Annotated in this window: 15 protein-coding genes; 1 reads left to right on the top strand and 14 read right to left on the bottom strand. The window is 38.4% G+C overall.

What is annotated here, in order from left to right; translation table 11 throughout:
• Nucleotide 1 precedes the first annotated feature (1 nt).
• From lolE to lolC, 3 genes are read right to left on the bottom strand one after another with little or no spacing between them, the layout of a single operon-like run.
• Nucleotides 2-1,249 (bottom strand): lipoprotein-releasing ABC transporter permease subunit LolE, encoded by a 1,248-nt coding sequence (lolE, locus tag ABN236_RS02350; RefSeq protein ID WP_349473296.1) that lies wholly within the window; start codon nucleotides 1,247-1,249, stop codon nucleotides 2-4.
• Nucleotides 1,249-1,959: a lipoprotein-releasing ABC transporter ATP-binding protein LolD gene (gene lolD / locus ABN236_RS02345; protein ID WP_202611132.1), complete on the bottom strand. Its 711-nt coding sequence runs from the start codon at nucleotides 1,957-1,959 to the stop codon at nucleotides 1,249-1,251. The genes lolE and lolD overlap by 1 nt, the downstream gene beginning before the upstream one ends.
• A 40-nt stretch (nucleotides 1,960-1,999) precedes the next feature.
• Nucleotides 2,000-3,202 carry a lipoprotein-releasing ABC transporter permease subunit LolC gene (gene lolC / locus ABN236_RS02340; protein ID WP_349473295.1) on the bottom strand — a complete coding sequence of 401 codons (1,203 nt, stop codon included), beginning with the start codon at nucleotides 3,200-3,202 and terminating at the stop codon, nucleotides 2,000-2,002.
• 194 nt (nucleotides 3,203-3,396) lie between these two features.
• Between lolC and mfd the strand changes: the two genes are divergently transcribed.
• Nucleotides 3,397-6,840, top strand: coding sequence for a transcription-repair coupling factor (gene mfd, locus ABN236_RS02335; protein WP_349473294.1), 3,444 nt, complete (start codon nucleotides 3,397-3,399; stop codon nucleotides 6,838-6,840).
• 81 nt (nucleotides 6,841-6,921) lie between these two features.
• Here mfd and umoD read toward each other — a convergent pair whose 3' ends face one another.
• The 11 genes from umoD to tmk form a co-directional block, all read right to left on the bottom strand.
• Nucleotides 6,922-7,422, bottom strand: a complete 501-nt coding sequence (gene umoD / locus ABN236_RS02330; RefSeq protein WP_088493179.1) for a flagellar biogenesis regulator UmoD — start codon at nucleotides 7,420-7,422, stop codon at nucleotides 6,922-6,924.
• A gap of 854 nt (nucleotides 7,423-8,276) precedes the next feature.
• Entirely contained in the window at nucleotides 8,277-9,584 is a 1,308-nt protein-coding gene (locus ABN236_RS02325; protein ID WP_102949378.1) for an NAD(P)/FAD-dependent oxidoreductase, read from the bottom strand.
• Between the two features lie 446 nt (nucleotides 9,585-10,030).
• Complete coding sequence (ycfP, locus tag ABN236_RS02320) at nucleotides 10,031-10,570, bottom strand: alpha/beta hydrolase YcfP (RefSeq protein ID WP_075673192.1); 540 nt, start codon at nucleotides 10,568-10,570, stop codon at nucleotides 10,031-10,033.
• On the bottom strand, nucleotides 10,567-11,586 hold the full coding sequence (gene nagZ, locus ABN236_RS02315) for a beta-N-acetylhexosaminidase (RefSeq protein WP_036937719.1): 1,020 nt from the start codon (nucleotides 11,584-11,586) through the stop codon (nucleotides 10,567-10,569). The genes ycfP and nagZ overlap by 4 nt, the downstream gene beginning before the upstream one ends.
• Nucleotides 11,587-11,624: 38 nt before the next feature.
• The gene (locus ABN236_RS02310; RefSeq protein ID WP_349473293.1) at nucleotides 11,625-12,524 is read right to left on the bottom strand and encodes a phosphotransferase; all 900 of its coding nucleotides are present in this window, start codon (nucleotides 12,522-12,524) and stop codon (nucleotides 11,625-11,627) included.
• On the bottom strand, nucleotides 12,502-13,092 hold the full coding sequence (locus tag ABN236_RS02305; protein WP_088493182.1) for a penicillin-binding protein activator LpoB: 591 nt from the start codon (nucleotides 13,090-13,092) through the stop codon (nucleotides 12,502-12,504). Before ABN236_RS02305 ends, ABN236_RS02310 begins: the two co-directional genes overlap by 23 nt.
• 17 nt (nucleotides 13,093-13,109) lie before the next feature.
• Nucleotides 13,110-13,511 carry a YcfL family putative periplasmic lipoprotein gene (locus ABN236_RS02300; protein ID WP_349473292.1) on the bottom strand — a complete coding sequence of 134 codons (402 nt, stop codon included), beginning with the start codon at nucleotides 13,509-13,511 and terminating at the stop codon, nucleotides 13,110-13,112.
• A gap of 39 nt (nucleotides 13,512-13,550) precedes the next feature.
• Nucleotides 13,551-13,901: a purine nucleoside phosphoramidase gene (gene hinT / locus ABN236_RS02295; protein ID WP_098943364.1), complete on the bottom strand. Its 351-nt coding sequence runs from the start codon at nucleotides 13,899-13,901 to the stop codon at nucleotides 13,551-13,553.
• Between the two features lie 42 nt (nucleotides 13,902-13,943).
• Entirely contained in the window at nucleotides 13,944-14,729 is a 786-nt protein-coding gene (locus tag ABN236_RS02290) for a metal-dependent hydrolase (RefSeq protein WP_349473291.1), read from the bottom strand.
• A 75-nt stretch (nucleotides 14,730-14,804) separates the two neighbouring features.
• Complete coding sequence (holB, locus tag ABN236_RS02285) at nucleotides 14,805-15,788, bottom strand: DNA polymerase III subunit delta' (RefSeq protein WP_349473290.1); 984 nt, start codon at nucleotides 15,786-15,788, stop codon at nucleotides 14,805-14,807.
• Nucleotides 15,785-16,432, bottom strand: coding sequence for a dTMP kinase (tmk, locus tag ABN236_RS02280; RefSeq protein ID WP_088493186.1), 648 nt, complete (start codon nucleotides 16,430-16,432; stop codon nucleotides 15,785-15,787). Before tmk ends, holB begins: the two co-directional genes overlap by 4 nt.

Raw genomic sequence — 16,432 nt, 5'->3', positions numbered from 1 at the left:
CTTATTGCCCACTTAAAATTCTTGCAGGATCTAGTTTAGTGGCTCGACGAGCAGGATACCAACTTGCAATCAGGCTTAAGATCACAGTGGTAATAAATACAGAGAAAACGTCAATTAAATGAACTTCTGAAGGTAGAAAATCAACGAAATAAACATCACCAGACAACACACTATGTCCCGTTAATGATTCAATAACAGACACTAATGGCGTTAAATTATAAGCAACTAACACACCAAATATTACACCAGCGACACAGCCAATCATGCCTGATAATAAGCCGTACCATAAAAAGATATTACGAATATGGCTATCTCGTGCGCCTAATGTTCGTAAAATAGCAATATCACTACTTTTATCTCTTACTGCCATTATTAATGTTGAGACAATATTAAAACAAGCGACACCAATTACTAAGATCATCGATAAATACATAATGCTGCGGATCATCTGAATATCGCTATACATATAGCCATAATCACTTATCCAACTTTTGGCATAAACATATTCTTTACTGTTTAAACCTGCATTATGAATAATTTCATTGGCGAAAAAAGGATCTACCGTTTTCACTTCAATCCCAGTAATGCCTTGCCCATAATCCATATATTGCTGGGCATCCGCTAAAGGAATTAACGCTAATTGATGATCGAGCATACCACTAAGTTTAAATATACCACTGACTTGTAAGCGAATACGTTTAGGTTGTAAAAGCTTTGTGGGATCATCATTATTAGGAATTAATACGGTGAGCCAATCATCCTGTTTGATTTTTAGTGCATCAGCAACACCTTGACCAATAATAATTTGTTGCTTACCAGCCTTAAAATTTTGCCATGCATTGTTTTGGACATATCGAGGTAATAGGCTGATATCACCCTGCTTTTCAGGTGAAACGCCCATAACTTGCACAGCCTTTAACTCTGTTCCTTTTTCTAACAATCCAGTGAGTAAAATATAAGGAGCAGCCGCGACAACACCTTGAGTGTTTTCAATACGAGGTAATGCTGATTGCCATTGTACAAATGGCTGTTCTACTGAATAAATTTGCCCGTGAGGCACCACCGATAAAATACGATTTTTTAATTCACGTTCAAATCCATTCATGGCACTTAGGCCAATAATTAAGACAGCAACACCAAGCATAATGCCCAGTGTTGAAATAACTGAAATTAAAGAAACCATTCCCGCACGTTTTCGTCCTCTTGAAAAACGTAATGCGGTCACTAATGCAAGTGGCAATTGCGCCATTATTTCACTCCTGAAATTGCGTTTTGTGACTGTAGTTGACCATCTTTCATTTCAAGTTGGCGCTGAAAACGAGCCGCCAATGACAAATCATGCGTTACGACTAGAAAAGCAGTTTGTTTTTCTTTGTTTAACTTAATCAACAATTCGAAAATTCCTTCTGCATTTTTCTGATCAAGATTACCCGTCGGTTCATCAGCAAGAACTAATGCAGGATCGTTTACTAATGCTCTTGCAATCGCAACACGTTGTCTTTCACCACCAGAAAGCTCTGAAGGACGATGATGAGCGCGATCTTTTAGCCCAACGGCTTCAAGTAAAGACATCGCTTTTTCTTTTGCCATTGAAGCGCTTGTACCACCAATCATCAGCGGCATAGCAACATTTTCAAGCGCTGTAAAATCCGGTAATAGATGATGAAATTGATAGATAAAACCCAATTGGCTATTACGCAGATCCGCTTTTTCAGAAGAGGATAATTTATTAAGTGATTGCCCTTTAAAAAAGACTTCACCTGATGTTGGAGAATCCAGCCCACCCAATAAATGTAATAAGGTACTTTTTCCTGAGCCTGAGCTTCCCACGATGGCAAGAAAATCGCCCTTATCCATTTTAAAAGAGACTGATTTCAGCACTTGTGTGGAAATAGAACCATCTTGGTATTGTTTACATAGGGCGTGGCAATCCAATAAGCCATCTTTGTTAATTTGCATTTGTTTTTCTGATGCCATTGGCTGTTTATTCAAAGAAGAATTACTCATAACGTAGCGCCTCTGCTGGCTGAATAGCCGCGGCCCGCCAAGACGGGTATAAAGTGGATAAAAGGGAAATGATAATAGCGGAGAAACCAATCATAAAGACACGTCCCCAATCAAGTGTTGCGGGTAATTCCACACCTTGAGGGATGAGTCCTACTGCTGGCATAATAACGTTCAGTTGGCTTGAGAGTAATGCGCCTAACAAACCACCAGCTACCGCCCCTAAAATACCTGCACCTGCACCTTGTAGCATAAAGATGGACATAATCTGAGAACGTTTTAAGCCCATCGTTTGCAAAATAGCAACTTCACCTTGCTTTTCCATAACCAACAAAGAAAGTGAGGTAATAATATTAAAAGCTGCCACTGCGATAATTAAGCTTAATAATAATCCCATCATATTTTTTTCCATTTTAACGGCCTGGAAAAACTCACCTTTACGTTCGCGCCAATCTCTCCAACTTAGATTTTTATCTAAAGGCTGCGCACTGTATTTTTCAATATTAAGAGGATCAGAAAAGAAAAGACGCCATCCAGTAATATTACCCGGCTGATAACGCATTAAACGTGCTGCATCTTGCTGATTCACTAAAATTTGTGAGGCATCTGCATCACCACCACTTTGGAAAATACCTTTAACGGTAAATAACCGTTGGCTAGGTAATCTTCCCATTGGCGTTAATTGGCTTACACTTGGCACAATAAGGCGGATACTATCGCCCTCTTTTGCTTTTAACTGTTTAGCAATGCCACTTCCTAAAATCACACCATAATCGCCCGCTTTCAGCATAGAAACATCCCCATAACGAATATGTTGCGTTAAAGGTTCGTCTTGCTCTTTTTCTATACCTAGCATGACACCAACACTGATATTGTCTTTACTTTGCAAAACAACATCGCCTTCTACTAAAGGGGTAACGTTTATGATACTTTCACGCGTCAGTAAACTTTCAGCTATATTTGAATCTCGGGGTAATTGCCCGTTAGGTGATGTCACTATTGCTTGTGGAATGTAAGCAAGAATGCTTTCTTGCAATGAACGTTCAAAGCCATTCATGACAGAAGTCACTGTGATCAGTGCCGCTACACCTAACATAATCCCTAAAGCGGATAGCCATGAGACGAAGCGACCGAACTTATCGACCGCACGACCCCGCATATAACGGAGCCCTATATAAAATGAGACAGAATTGTACATGAAATCTGTGCTGTTCCTGTTGCTAATGCGAAGTGTTCAGGGATAATAAAGGGTAGTCTTACTGAATGGAACCACTCTATTCCCAAACTGTGGTTTTTTCTTTTATCTTAACCTGCCCGCCAGTTTAAGCTTTAGCCATTAAGCTAAAGATGTGTTGGGAGTTAACTACAACAAAGAGTTCACATTACACGCTTATGTCCTCAGAATATCGTTATCAACTTCCTATAAAACAAGGGGATACTCGTCAGCTAGGTCAACTGACTGGTGCCGCTTGTGCTCTAGAATGTGCAGAGATCATCAAACGTCACTCTGGATTAGTCGTTCTTGTTACTCGTGATATGCAAAATGCATTACGTTTACAAGATGAAATCCGTCAGTTTTGTGATTATCCAGTAGAGACATTATCGGATTGGGAAACACTGCCATACGACAGTTTTTCGCCTCATCAAGAAATTATCTCAAACCGCCTTTCTACGCTATACCGTATTCCATCACTTCTCAAGGGAATTTTAATCTTACCTGTCAATACGTTAATGCAGAAAGTCTGCCCTACAGATTATCTCGCAAGTCATGCGTTGGTAATGCAAAAAGGAGAGATACTTTCTCGTGATAATTTACGTAAAACATTAGATGGAGCGGGATATCGCCATGTCGAACAAGTTTTAGAGCATGGGGAATACGCAACGCGTGGTGCATTATTAGACTTATTTCCGATGGGAAGTGAATTTCCTTATCGTATTGATTTTTTCGATGATGAAATAGATAGCCTGCGTACTTTTGACGTCGATACACAGCGGACATTAGCAGAAGTTGATCAAATTAATTTACTGCCTGCCCATGAATTCCCAACAGATGCAAATGCGATAGAAATTTTCCGTAGCCAATGGCGTGAACGGTTTGATGTAAGACGTGATCCTGAACATATTTATCAGCAAGTTAGTAAACACATATTGCCAACGGGAATTGAATATTGGCAATCCCTATTTTTTGAACAGCCTTTATCTAACTTATTTGCTTACTTCCCTAAAAATACATTGATAGTGACGCAAGATCTGCAAGATTTTGCAGAAAAATTTTGGCAAGACATCAATCAACGTTTTGAAAGCCGCCGCGTTGATCCTATGCGACCGCTGTTACCACCGGATGATATTTGGCTGAATGTTGATAAATTTAATAAAGAGCTAAAACAGTGGCCTCGTATTCAACTTAAAACAGAAACGTTGCCAGAAAAAGCCGGACAGACCAATTTAGGCTATCAACCGCTTCCTGATTTATCGATTAACGCTCAAAGCAAATCACCTTTAGATAACTTACGCCGATTCCAAGAACAATTTACAGGTAGTGTGATTTTTTCTGTTGAAAGTGAAGGTCGACGCGAAACCGTACAAGAGCTTTTATCACGGATAAAAATAGCACCCAAGCAGATCATTGAATTATCTGACGCCCAAAAGAAAGGTTTTTACTTTATCATTGGTGCTGCAGAGCATGGCTTTATTGATAGCCATCGCCAGTTAGCCATGATCTGTGAAAGCGATATGTTGGGTGAACGTGTTAATCGTCGCCGTCAAGACAATCGCCGCGCCATCAATACAGATACCTTAATTCGCAACCTTGCTGAATTAAGCATAGGGCAACCTGTTGTTCATCTTCAGCATGGTGTTGGTCGCTATCAAGGTATGACAACCCTAGAAGCGGGTGGCGTTAAAGCTGAATACTTGATGTTAAGCTACGCAGGTAATGACAAGCTTTATGTTCCTGTTTCATCACTGCATTTGATCAGCCGTTATTCTGGTGGTGCAGATGAAAATGCCCCATTACATAAATTGGGTGGCGATGCATGGGTAAGAGCCCGTCAAAAAGCCGCTGAAAAAGTACGTGATGTCGCAGCCGAGTTATTAGATGTTTATGCTCAGCGTGAAGTAAAAACAGGCTTTGCCTTTAAAATGGACAAAGAGCAGTACCAATCTTTCCGCCAAAGTTTTCCTTTTGAAACAACACCTGATCAAGAAATGGCTATCAATGCGGTACTTAGCGATATGTGCCAAGCTATTTCAATGGATAGACTCGTCTGTGGCGATGTCGGATTTGGTAAAACAGAAGTTGCGATGCGTGCCGCATTTCTTGCAGTTAACAACAATAAACAAGTCGCCATTTTAGTACCAACCACCCTGTTAGCTCAGCAACATTTTGATAATTTCCGTGATCGTTTCGCTAATTGGCCCGTTAATATTGAGATGATCTCACGTTTTCGTAGTGCAAAAGAGCAGCAACAAATCACAGAAAAACTGGCTGAAGGAACAGTTGATATTGTGATTGGTACACACAAACTCCTTCAACCTAATATTCAATGGAAAGATTTGGGGTTATTAATTGTCGATGAAGAGCACCGCTTTGGTGTTCGTCACAAAGAGCGTATCAAAGCTATGCGTGCAAATGTCGATATTTTAACGCTAACCGCAACGCCTATTCCTCGTACACTGAATATGGCAATGAGTGGTATGCGTGATCTTTCTATTATTGCAACACCACCAGCACGCCGCTTATCCGTAAAAACATTCGTTCGTGAATATGATGATTTAGTGGTGCGTGAAGCTATCTTGCGTGAAACCTTGCGTGGCGGACAAGTTTATTACTTGTATAACGATGTTGAAAATATCGAAAAAGCCCGCGAAAGACTAGCTGCTCTCGTCCCTGAAGCTCGTATTGGTATTGGTCACGGGCAAATGCGTGAACGTGAGCTTGAGCGTGTGATGAATGACTTCCATCACCAGCGTTTTAATGTGTTACTTTGCACCACGATTATTGAAACAGGTATCGATATACCCACTGCAAATACCATTATTATTGAACGGGCAGATCATTTTGGTTTAGCGCAATTGCATCAATTACGTGGCCGTGTAGGTCGTTCTCATCATCAAGCTTATGCTTATTTGTTAACACCACATCCGAAAGCAATGACAAAAGATGCCCATAAACGTTTAGAAGCGATTGCTTCACTTGAAGATCTGGGTGCAGGTTTTGCATTAGCGACTCATGACTTAGAAATTCGAGGTGCCGGTGAATTATTAGGTGAAGAACAGAGCGGTCAAATGAATACTGTTGGTTTCTCACTTTATATGGAATTGCTAGAAAGCGCTGTAGAAGCACTTAAAGAAGGTAGAGAGCCATCTCTTGAAGATCTCACTAATCAACAAACTGAAATTGAATTAAGAATGCCAGTCTTGTTGCCTGATGATTACATTCCTGATGTAAATGTCAGACTTTCATTCTATAAGCGAATTGCCAGTGCTATCGACTTAACAGAGCTTAATGATCTAAGAGCAGAGTTAATTGATAGATTTGGTAAATTGCCTGATGCAGGACGTTACCTACTGCGTAATGCCGCTATTCGCTTAAGTGCGATGAACTTGGGGATCACCCGAATTGAAGCGCATGATAAAGGCGGCTTTATTGAGTTTGGTGAGAAAAACAAAGTCGATCCAAGCTATTTAATCAGCTTACTTCAGGAGCAACCAGCAATTTTCCGCTTAGATGGTCCATCAAAACTGAAATTTATTACAGATTTAACTGAGCGTGAAAAACGACTCACTTTTATTGATGACATGTTAAGTGCATTTGATGAGCATAAAATAAAATAACCACTTACTAATGGTTATTGAATCAACAAAAAGGCGTAACTGAAGTAACTTCATTACGCCTTTCTTTTTATATCATTAGGTTTATTCTTTACGGCAAGGCACTTTTTCATTCATAGAACAATAAGGTTCTTGTTCTAAAATCAGCCGACCATCAGAATCTAACGCAATAATTTCACCGGGTTTAAATGTAGTTCGTACTTTGCCCGGCGTTCCATCGATAGTATAAAGCACATCATAACCCACAACTCTGCGCTCTTGACGATAAATCGGAATGCACTCTTTAAATTGAGGATAAGGGAAATTAGCAATATTGCTGTTATTAAGTGCTTCAATCATATAAAACACTCGACACTCTTGCTCTGCTGGGTGAAATCGTGACAATTTTTCTGGTGTAAAAGGTGTAGGTAAGCCAATTCGATGACAATACTCTTCTGTCACAAAAACGGTCGATTTAATAGGTGTCGCCGAAACGACATGAGCGTATTGAGGCTGGGGAAATACCCACCTCCATGCAATAAATGAAAGAATAGCTAATACAATGATTAGTCCTAATAGTGTGTACTTTCTGACATTAACACCCACTTTTACCCCTTTTTATTTGTTTTATCCTTAATTGCTACAGATACGTAATAAAAGCCACTGTTTCACTCTAACTGGCTAATATATTTAGTATTCAATAAATGAATTCTCTAATCTGATAGCTTAATTCAACATCCATGCTGATTAACATAATAAGTAAACTACGTATTTATGACATGTTAAATACACCACTTATTTCTGTTTTAATTACTTAATTAAATAAATACTGACTACATTCTTAATGATTTGTACATTATATTAAGATTGATCTTAATTTATTTAGCTAAAAAAAAGAAACCGCTATGCTATTTATAATATAGCATTATGATAACACCAAGTTAACAAATGTCGCCTAAAAATAGGAGATATTCCATATTTAACTCATGTTATAAAATTTATTTTTAAGATCTGTAAAATTATTTTACTCACTTAAATTCAAGTAAAAATAACGAGTTAAGCTTATCTCTAATAATTTTCACTTATTATCTTTCTAATACAAATCTACGAAACACCATAACATTTTATTTGATGAATTAATGAATTAAACATCTTTTTTTATTTAAGAAAAGTCTTAAATAATTTAGCGTAATAAATAAAAACAAATGCTATCTTTAATATTACAAGTTTATCCTTAATAATAAAATTATATTTATCATTGTTCTATTGAGCTTTAGAGTTATTGGTTATTTTCGATATAAACAGATAAATCATCTAGTGCTTTATGCTAAGATTATTTATCTTATTTACATATTCTCATTTAATTATTTAATTTAAAAGAAAAAATAGATAAAAAACCCTCATATAATATGAGGGTTTAAAAAGGCAACTTTTGTCTTATCTATAAAGCAAAAGATAAATTAATGAAGTTTCAGCTTAGGTCTAATCACTCTGTTGATTGATCCTACTAGCATCATAAGCCCTGTTTTGATGTAACCATGCAAAGCAATCTGATGCATTCGATATAAAGAGATATAAACAATCCGCGCAATGCGCCCTTCGATCATCATGTCACCTTTCATCAAATTCCCCATCAAACTACCTACGGTACTAAACTTAGAAAGTGAAACGAGTGAACCATGGTCGGTAAATACATAATCTTTTAGCGGTTTATCTTTTAACATTGCTAAAATATTGCTGTAACAACGACTTGCCATTTGATGAGCAGATTGTGCTCTTGGAGGAACAAAACCTCCTTCTTTTCTCGGGCAAGAAGAACAGTCACCAATAGCAAAGATAGATTCATCTAAGGTTGTTTGTAAGGTAGGTTTAACAACTAACTGATTAATACGGTTAGTTTCTAGGCCGGCAATCTCTTTCATAAAATCAGGCGCTTTAATACCTGCCGCCCACACCATTAAGTCAGCATCAATATGCTCACCTTCTTTGGTATTTAATCCACCTTCATCTGCGCTTGTGACCATAGTTTTGGTCATCACTCGCACACCTAATTTTGTTAATTCTTGATGTGCAGCACTGGAAATACGCACTGGTAATGCAGGTAAAATACGTTCTCCTGCTTCAACCAACGTAATATTTAATGCTGAAGGCGCTAATTTTTTTAATCCATAGCTATTAAGTTGGCGTACTGCATTATGCAATTCAGCTGAAAGCTCAACCCCCGTAGCACCACCACCCACAATCGCAATATTTACCTTACGGTTTTCTTCTTGTGCATTGGTATCTGCTGAGTATTTTAAAAACAAATTCAACATTTCGTTATGGAAACGATGTGCTTGTTGCGGGCTATCCAAGAAAATACAGTTTTCTTTAATACCCGGAGTACCAAAATCGTTTGATTTACTGCCTAATGCCATCACTAAAATATCGTAGTCTAACGTGCGTTCAGGGACGAGTAGCTCTTGCTCTTCATTATAAATAGCAGCCAGTGTGATGTTTTTCTGTTCGCGATCAAGCCCCGTTAATGAGCCTAATTGGAAATTGAAATGATGGTTATAACCGTGTGCTAGGTAGCTTAAAGCATCAACACCATCATCTAAAGAGCCTGTTGCCACTTCATGTAAAAGGGGTTTCCATAAATGGCTGTTGTTGCGATCCACTAAGGTAATTTCTGCTTTTTTGCTGCGTCCTAATTTATTGCCTAATTTGGTCGCCAGTTCTAAACCACCCGCACCACCACCGACAATAACAATTTTTTTTAATGACATTTAACGTCACTCCATAAAGATATTTACTGTTGTTATTTAAATAGCCTTAGTGAAATCTACTTAAATAACGACAGTTAAATCGTTTCGGCTGTTATTTTTGTTCTTAAGCAAGTTAATTGGAAAGATGGTCATACCAAAGTTGATTTATATCAAAAATATTTGAATATTCATATCTATTTTTTGAAGAAAATAGTCGTTTTTTGCCTTTGAGTGATGAATAAACCACCATTAAAAACACAGAGGTATTCATTTTTATTAATAAATACAATGGATTAAAACAATAAGAAAAAAGAGGACTGTTAAAATCACTCGTGATAATTGAAATGATAAAAGTAAAGGATCAAAACAAGTGTTGAAAAGAGAGAGGTAGAAAGGAAAGTATGAGTATTTAAGACAAAAAAATGGATGGAACAAACGCCATCCATTTTAAACACATCACTTTAGTCTTAGTTTTTGCTATTAAACGCTTTAATTTTAAATAGATGCTCAGAGAGGCTCTTAAATTTATGCGTTTGCACTTCATCCCAAATTACAGAGTAATAAGGCGATAATTCATCAGCAGAACGCTGATTATCTAAAATCTCATCATTACGGGATAAAATCACTAAAGCGTTATCTTTGTTTTTAGAACGAAAATCTTTAATACATTTCGTTGCAATATCTAAATATTCTTCAGGTCTGTCGATTTTGTCTGTCATGTTTTCGTAAGGAAAAAGATTAGGATTAATCATTACCTGACGAATATTACATAAGAAACCAATACGCTCTGCCCAATATCCACCTAATCCTACGCCGCAAATTAATACGGGCTCTTTCGTGGATTTAATCACTTTATCCGTTTCTTTCAGTAAGTGTTGCATGTCATGACGAGGATGCAACGTACTGTAGCTTAAAAAACGGACATCAGGATCAATAAACTGTAGCTGTAAAACTTTCTCATGATTTCCAGGACTTGTGGAATCAAAACCATGTAAATATATAATCATGCTCGCTCCTGCCATTGCTCCTGTAATTGGGTCAGCAACTGATTCGCTTTTTTCCAACGATCAGAGGTTTGTAGCTCACTCAATGTGTAACGACCTCGGTGATGGTACAATGTGGAAATACGTTCTGCTTTGACAGAGGACAGGTTATCTAACACACTCACTGCCCCTTTTCGGTTATTGCACACTAAAAGCATATCACAACCAGCATCTAGTGAACGTTGTGCCCTTTCCGCGTAGCTTCCCATAATGGCAGCACCTTCCATCGATAAATCATCAGAGAAGATAACGCCTTGGAACCCTAATTGTTCACGTAAAATGGATTTCAGCCAGTACGATGAGCCACTTGCAGGGCGCTCATCAACCTGAGAATAAATAACGTGAGCCGGCATAATGGCATCTAATAACTGGCGTTGAATAAAATCTTTAAAAATAGACATATCACGTTGGCGAATATCATTTAAAGAGCGATCATCGCGAGGCGTTTCCTTATGAGAATCCGCTCTTACCGCACCATGACCAGGAAAATGTTTGCCTGTTGATTTCATGCCAGCAGAGCGCATACCTTTAATAAAACTCTCAGCCATTGTCATAGCAATTTCAGGTGAATCATGGAAAGAGCGCTCACCAATGGCAATACAGTTATGACCTAAGTCAAGTACAGGCGCAAAACTGATATCAATATCCATAGCTATCATTTCTGATGCCATTAACCATCCAGCTTCTTGTGCTAAATGGCTCGCTTGATAACTTTCATTTAATGCCGCATAAGATTGAGCTGCTGGTATGCGTGTAAAACCATCACGGAAACGCTGTACTCGTCCCCCTTCTTGGTCTACTGCTATCACAAGGCGCTCATGAGATGCATCACGAATTTGGCGAACTAATTCATTTAATTGTTCAGCATCGTGGAAGTTGCGGGTAAAAAGGATTAATCCACCGACAAGAGGATGCTTTAAAATTTCACGCTCTTCACTATCGAGTTCATATCCTTCAACATCAAGCATTACCGGACCCATAACATTCCTCTCTTTGTAATTGTGACAAGATAATGTCTTTAATTCGTCAGACTGAAATAGCGACGTAAAGGTTCAGACATTATTAAAAATGATCCATCTTTTGTTTGTTGCCAACGAACTTCATACCACATTAGCATCATATAAAAAATGAATGGCTCTCTTGAAAGAATACGCTTTCTCAACGCCTTCACAGAATAAACATCCGTCTCTTTGGGTTGAGCATAATGGCAATGATACGAACAATAATAATCTAAAAACATATTTTGCTGTGATTCATTGAGTTGATTTGTTGCAAAGAACGTCATCAACGAATCCGCTGTATCAATATCGGCGGCATATTCCCAATCGATAAATTTTATACCGGAATCACTAAGAAGAATATTCTCAACATGCAAATCCATGTGAGCAGGCGCGTATTTTATGAGATTGCATCGCGGTTGGCGTAAAAAATGTTGTTGTAAGTGTAGCCATTTAGCAGATAAACGTTTTCTATCAATATGCTGCCAATAAACTAATAGCTCATGATTTAAGTTGAGGGGGAAACCTAACGGCGAGTGTTGATGAAGTATAGCTATTTTTTCAGCCAGCGGTTTTAAATAAGTACTAAAAAGTGATTGATGAGTTAAATGTTCGCCCTGTAACCAATAAAGAAAAAACCACGCTTTATAACGGGTGGCAACTTTAGGTGATAAACCCGATCCTGAAAGCTGTTTTAAAATAGCGTATTCTTTTCTTCCATGTACATAAAGCGCTTTTTTTTCATCACCATAATAGCGAGCAACCCAATCTATATCTGCGCATTGCACGCGAAAAGCGCCACCACCTGATCCTTCTAATGCCGTAATTTTCCATTTGCTTAATGCCGTTGCAGGGAAAAGCGCTTGCAAGGCATTAAGCAAACTTGAGTAGTGCGGATCACTCAACCTTATGGCGTCCATTCCAAAGAATTTCACCAGAAGAAACTGACATTAACTGCATACTAATCACACGATTATCTTTTTTACCATCAACTGTTGAGAATAAAATATAATCAGCTTTCAAATAACGGGCTAAACCAATCGCTGCACTACGAAGACCTAAACTATCCTCACCGGATAAACCAAGGGCTTTTCGTGCTGACATCATTTGTGTATAAGGCACGGTTTGCAATGCACTAATACTATTAACTGATTCAATAATGGTATTGGTTGCATTTACCGCTTGGATATTCCCACCTGAATTATTTTTAACGTTATCAACAACGATAAGCTTACCCGCTTCTAAATCACCAGTAACCGCCATTTCTCTAATTAAAGGTGTGACGGCAGCATTCCAATTAATACTCGTGATTTTAGGTGGCGTTGGTACGATTTCAATTGGTGGCTCTATGGGTTTAGGCGGCTCGACTGGCTCGGTAGGCGTAACTGGACCAATAGGTTCAATTGGTACTGGCGGTTGTTGTGGCAACATGGATGGACAACCTGCTAATAAAAACACAGACATCGCCACAAATAGAACTCTTTTCATGCTCGCGTTACCTTATCCTAAGTAAAGAGATAAACTCTGACATAACTAATGGTTTTATCTGGTATATCACCACTAATTTCGATATCACCATCACCAAGAATAGTCACATCATTTACATTCCCAGCAGGGGAAACTTCAAGCCCTTGTTCGTTATACCAATAAAAACGATAGCGAATAGAGACAGGGTAAGATTGTGTATTCGATAACATGACTGTCGCTTTTGTGCCATTAGTATGGTGTTCAATGGTTGGCTGCCCCGCAACAACGCCCACAACTAACACCGAAGGCTCCATAATAATAGCCTGCTGACGATTGAAGTAGAGTTTATTATCCGAATGAGATGATAAACATCCAGAGAGCAATGTCGTCATAAAAACAGCGATAAGTAATGAGTAAACTGTCTTACCTTGTCTCATCATGTATTACTTCCTGTTATCCTGCCGTTAGCATTATATCCATTATTGGCTTAATAGTGGTCCTAATGGTTTTCCGCCAAGCAAATGCATATGAATATGGAAAACTTCTTGTCCACCATGTTTATTGCAGTTCATCACCAAGCGATAACCATCTTCAGCAATACCTTCTTGTTGTGCAATTTTTGCAGCAACAACAAAAAGGTGTCCTAATACTTGCTCATCTTCCACAGTAACATCATTGACAGTAGGAATAAGTTTATTAGGAATAATTAAAATATGAGTGGGTGCTTGAGGCGAGATATCACGAAATGCGGTCACGGTATCATCTTGAAAAACGATATTAGCTGGAATTTCACCACGAATAATTTTACTGAAAATTGTTTCTTCTGCCATTTCCATCACCTTATTATTTATTTTAATTCCTGATTAATTCTATTAAGCAGGTAAGTTTTGAATATGAAAGAGCTTAGCAAAGTTACGCGTTGTTTGTTGCGCTAACTCTTCAACACTCACCCCTTTTAAGACTGCCATATATTCTGCAACATCACGGACATAAGCCGGTTGATTTTCTTTTCCGCGATGAGGAACTGGCGCTAAATAAGGAGAGTCTGTTTCGACTAAAATTCTATCAAGAGGAACGATACGAGCTGCCTCTCTGATTTGTTCAGCATTTCTAAATGTCACAATGCCAGAAAAAGAGATATACATTCCAAGATCAAGTAATGCTGTTGCAGTCTCTTTATCTTCTGTAAAGCAATGCAGAACACCGCCACAATCTTGAACTTTTTCTTCTTTTAAAATAGATAATGTATCTTCGCAAGCACTGCGTGTATGCACAATAACGGGTTTATTAACTTGGCGTCCAATACGAATATGCTCACGGAAAATTTCACGTTGCAGTGCCGCATTTTCTTGTTGGTAATAGTAATCTAACCCTGTTTCGCCTAAAGCCACAACATCAGGTGCGGCAGCTAAACGTGCTAATTCCTCAACATCATGGCCTTCATCTAAATTTAAAGGATGTATCCCACAAGAAAAGGCAATATTGTCACGTTTGCCGATTAGCTCACGCATACTCTTAAAACCCGGTAATGTGGTTGCTACTGCTAACATATATTGAACATCACGCTGCTGTGCTTTTTCGACAACATCATCAATATTTTCATGTAATTTTTCATAATCTAAGCAGTCGAGATGGCAGTGTGAATCAACTAAAAACATAACTTACTCTCATTTATTTGGTACAACTTATAGGTGTTTTTTATTACAGCTAAATCATAATTAATATATAGCTAATTAATTTTTTGTGGCTAGCTGATTTTCCCAATCTAGCAGTTGTTCTACTAGTAATAATTCTCTATTTAATGCTGGAATGGTCATTAACTGATAACGACACTGTTTCCATCCATCAATAGTGGATAATAAAATATCCGAAGGCCATTGTGATAACGCCATAATCAATGCTTGCTGATCTTGGTTCACACAGTATGTCTGTGCATTAGTTTGGTATTTTAATGCATCAAGTAGCAGTGATAACAACCAATATAGGCGATGCTCGGCATTATCTTGATTTAATTGTGGCAGAAATGCATATAAATCACGTTGTTGTATGCTGGTGTATAACGCTTGGCAAAAAGTTTCTCTTTCTTTCCACTCATCTTTCAATAATGAAAGCGCTAAAATCGGAGCATTCTGCGATAAATTCAATGCTGTCACACTATTCGCATAAGGTACGTTTGGTAATTGTTGCTGTAACCAGTGCGTTGCATGTTGAAGATCCGGCGTTGCTAAATGGTAATAGAAACAACGGCTACGCAATGTCGCTAATAAAACCTCTGGTTGCTGACAGTTCAGTAAAAAATAGGTGTTTTTAGGTGGCTCTTCCAACGTTTTGAGTAATGCATTTGCAGCAGCTTCTGTTAACGCTTCAACGTCTTTTATCCAAACTACTCTAAAACCACTTTGCTGAGCATGATGCTCCAGCTTTTCCGTGACTTTTCTTACTGCTTCAATACCAATCGAGGTCTTACCCTTTTCACTCTGTAAAACATGCCAATCAGGGTGTGTTTCAGCAAGCATCAATCGACAGCTATGGCATTCATTACAACTTTTTAATCCCTGTTTATTCTGGCACATTAACCAACGACTTAGCCCATAAGAGAGTGCTTCGCCTCCCATACCTTCTATCGCATGTAAAAGCAAGGCATGATGACCACGCCCTTCTTGATACATACTAATAAGTTGTCGATATGCCTGATTTAGCCAAGGATACCAATTCATAGTGATTTATTTTCCTGCTGAACTAGCCATGTTGTTAATGTTTGACGAATATCTGCTTGTACTTTTTCAATCGCTTGAGAGGCATCTATCGTAATAATGGAATCATCATCTTTAGCCAATGCTTGATAACGTTCGCGAGTACGATAAAAGAAATCCATTGATTCTTTTTCAATTCGGTCTAGCTCTCCTCGAGCACGCGCTCTGGCAAGACCAATAGCAGGATCTAAATCAAGATATAAGGTTAAATCAGGGCGAAAATCACCAAGGACAGTATTACGAAGTGACAACATAAGATCTTTATCTAAGCCACGTCCGCCGCCTTGATAAGCTTGTGAAGAGAGATCATGTCTATCACCAATAACCCATTTACCATCTGCAAGTGCAGGTTTTATCACGTTTTCTATAAGCTGAACACGTGCTGCGTATAGCATCAACAATTCTGCTTTATCCGTGACTTTTTCACCTTCAATACCTTGTTTGATAAGTTCACGTAATTTTTCGGCAAGCGGTGTGCCACCCGGTTCACGCGTAAAGGCTAGATTAGTGATACCTTTATCTTTTAGGGTATCAATAACCGTTTGGATCGCACTGGTTTTTCCAGCGCCTTCAAGTCCTTCAATTACAATAAATTTACTGTTGTTCAT

This window comes from Proteus sp. fly-1013, from assembly GCF_040140245.1.
Taxonomy (GTDB): domain Bacteria; phylum Pseudomonadota; class Gammaproteobacteria; order Enterobacterales; family Enterobacteriaceae; genus Proteus; species Proteus mirabilis_B.
The sequence above is the reverse complement of the archived record's forward strand: the minus strand, read 5'-3'. Positions and strand labels throughout refer to the sequence as shown.

Coding starts and splice junctions, on each gene's coding strand:
- lolE (WP_349473296.1), bottom strand. CDS start 1,249: ATGGCGCAATTGCCACTTGCATTAGTGACCGCATTACGTTTTTCAAGA.
- lolD (WP_202611132.1), bottom strand. CDS start 1,959: ATGCAAATTAACAAAGATGGCTTATTGGATTGCCACGCCCTATGTAAA.
- lolC (WP_349473295.1), bottom strand. CDS start 3,202: ATGTACAATTCTGTCTCATTTTATATAGGGCTCCGTTATATGCGGGGT.
- mfd (WP_349473294.1), top strand. CDS start 3,397: ATGTCCTCAGAATATCGTTATCAACTTCCTATAAAACAAGGGGATACT.
- ABN236_RS02325 (WP_102949378.1), bottom strand. CDS start 9,584: ATGTCATTAAAAAAAATTGTTATTGTCGGTGGTGGTGCGGGTGGTTTA.
- ycfP (WP_075673192.1), bottom strand. CDS start 10,570: ATGATTATATATTTACATGGTTTTGATTCCACAAGTCCTGGAAATCAT.
- nagZ (WP_036937719.1), bottom strand. CDS start 11,586: ATGGGTCCGGTAATGCTTGATGTTGAAGGATATGAACTCGATAGTGAA.
- ABN236_RS02310 (WP_349473293.1), bottom strand. CDS start 12,524: ATGGACGCCATAAGGTTGAGTGATCCGCACTACTCAAGTTTGCTTAAT.
- ABN236_RS02305 (WP_088493182.1), bottom strand. CDS start 13,092: ATGAAAAGAGTTCTATTTGTGGCGATGTCTGTGTTTTTATTAGCAGGT.
- ABN236_RS02300 (WP_349473292.1), bottom strand. CDS start 13,511: ATGATGAGACAAGGTAAGACAGTTTACTCATTACTTATCGCTGTTTTT.
- hinT (WP_098943364.1), bottom strand. CDS start 13,901: ATGGCAGAAGAAACAATTTTCAGTAAAATTATTCGTGGTGAAATTCCA.
- ABN236_RS02290 (WP_349473291.1), bottom strand. CDS start 14,729: ATGTTTTTAGTTGATTCACACTGCCATCTCGACTGCTTAGATTATGAA.
- holB (WP_349473290.1), bottom strand. CDS start 15,788: ATGAATTGGTATCCTTGGCTAAATCAGGCATATCGACAACTTATTAGT.
- tmk (WP_088493186.1), bottom strand. CDS start 16,432: ATGAACAACAGTAAATTTATTGTAATTGAAGGACTTGAAGGCGCTGGA.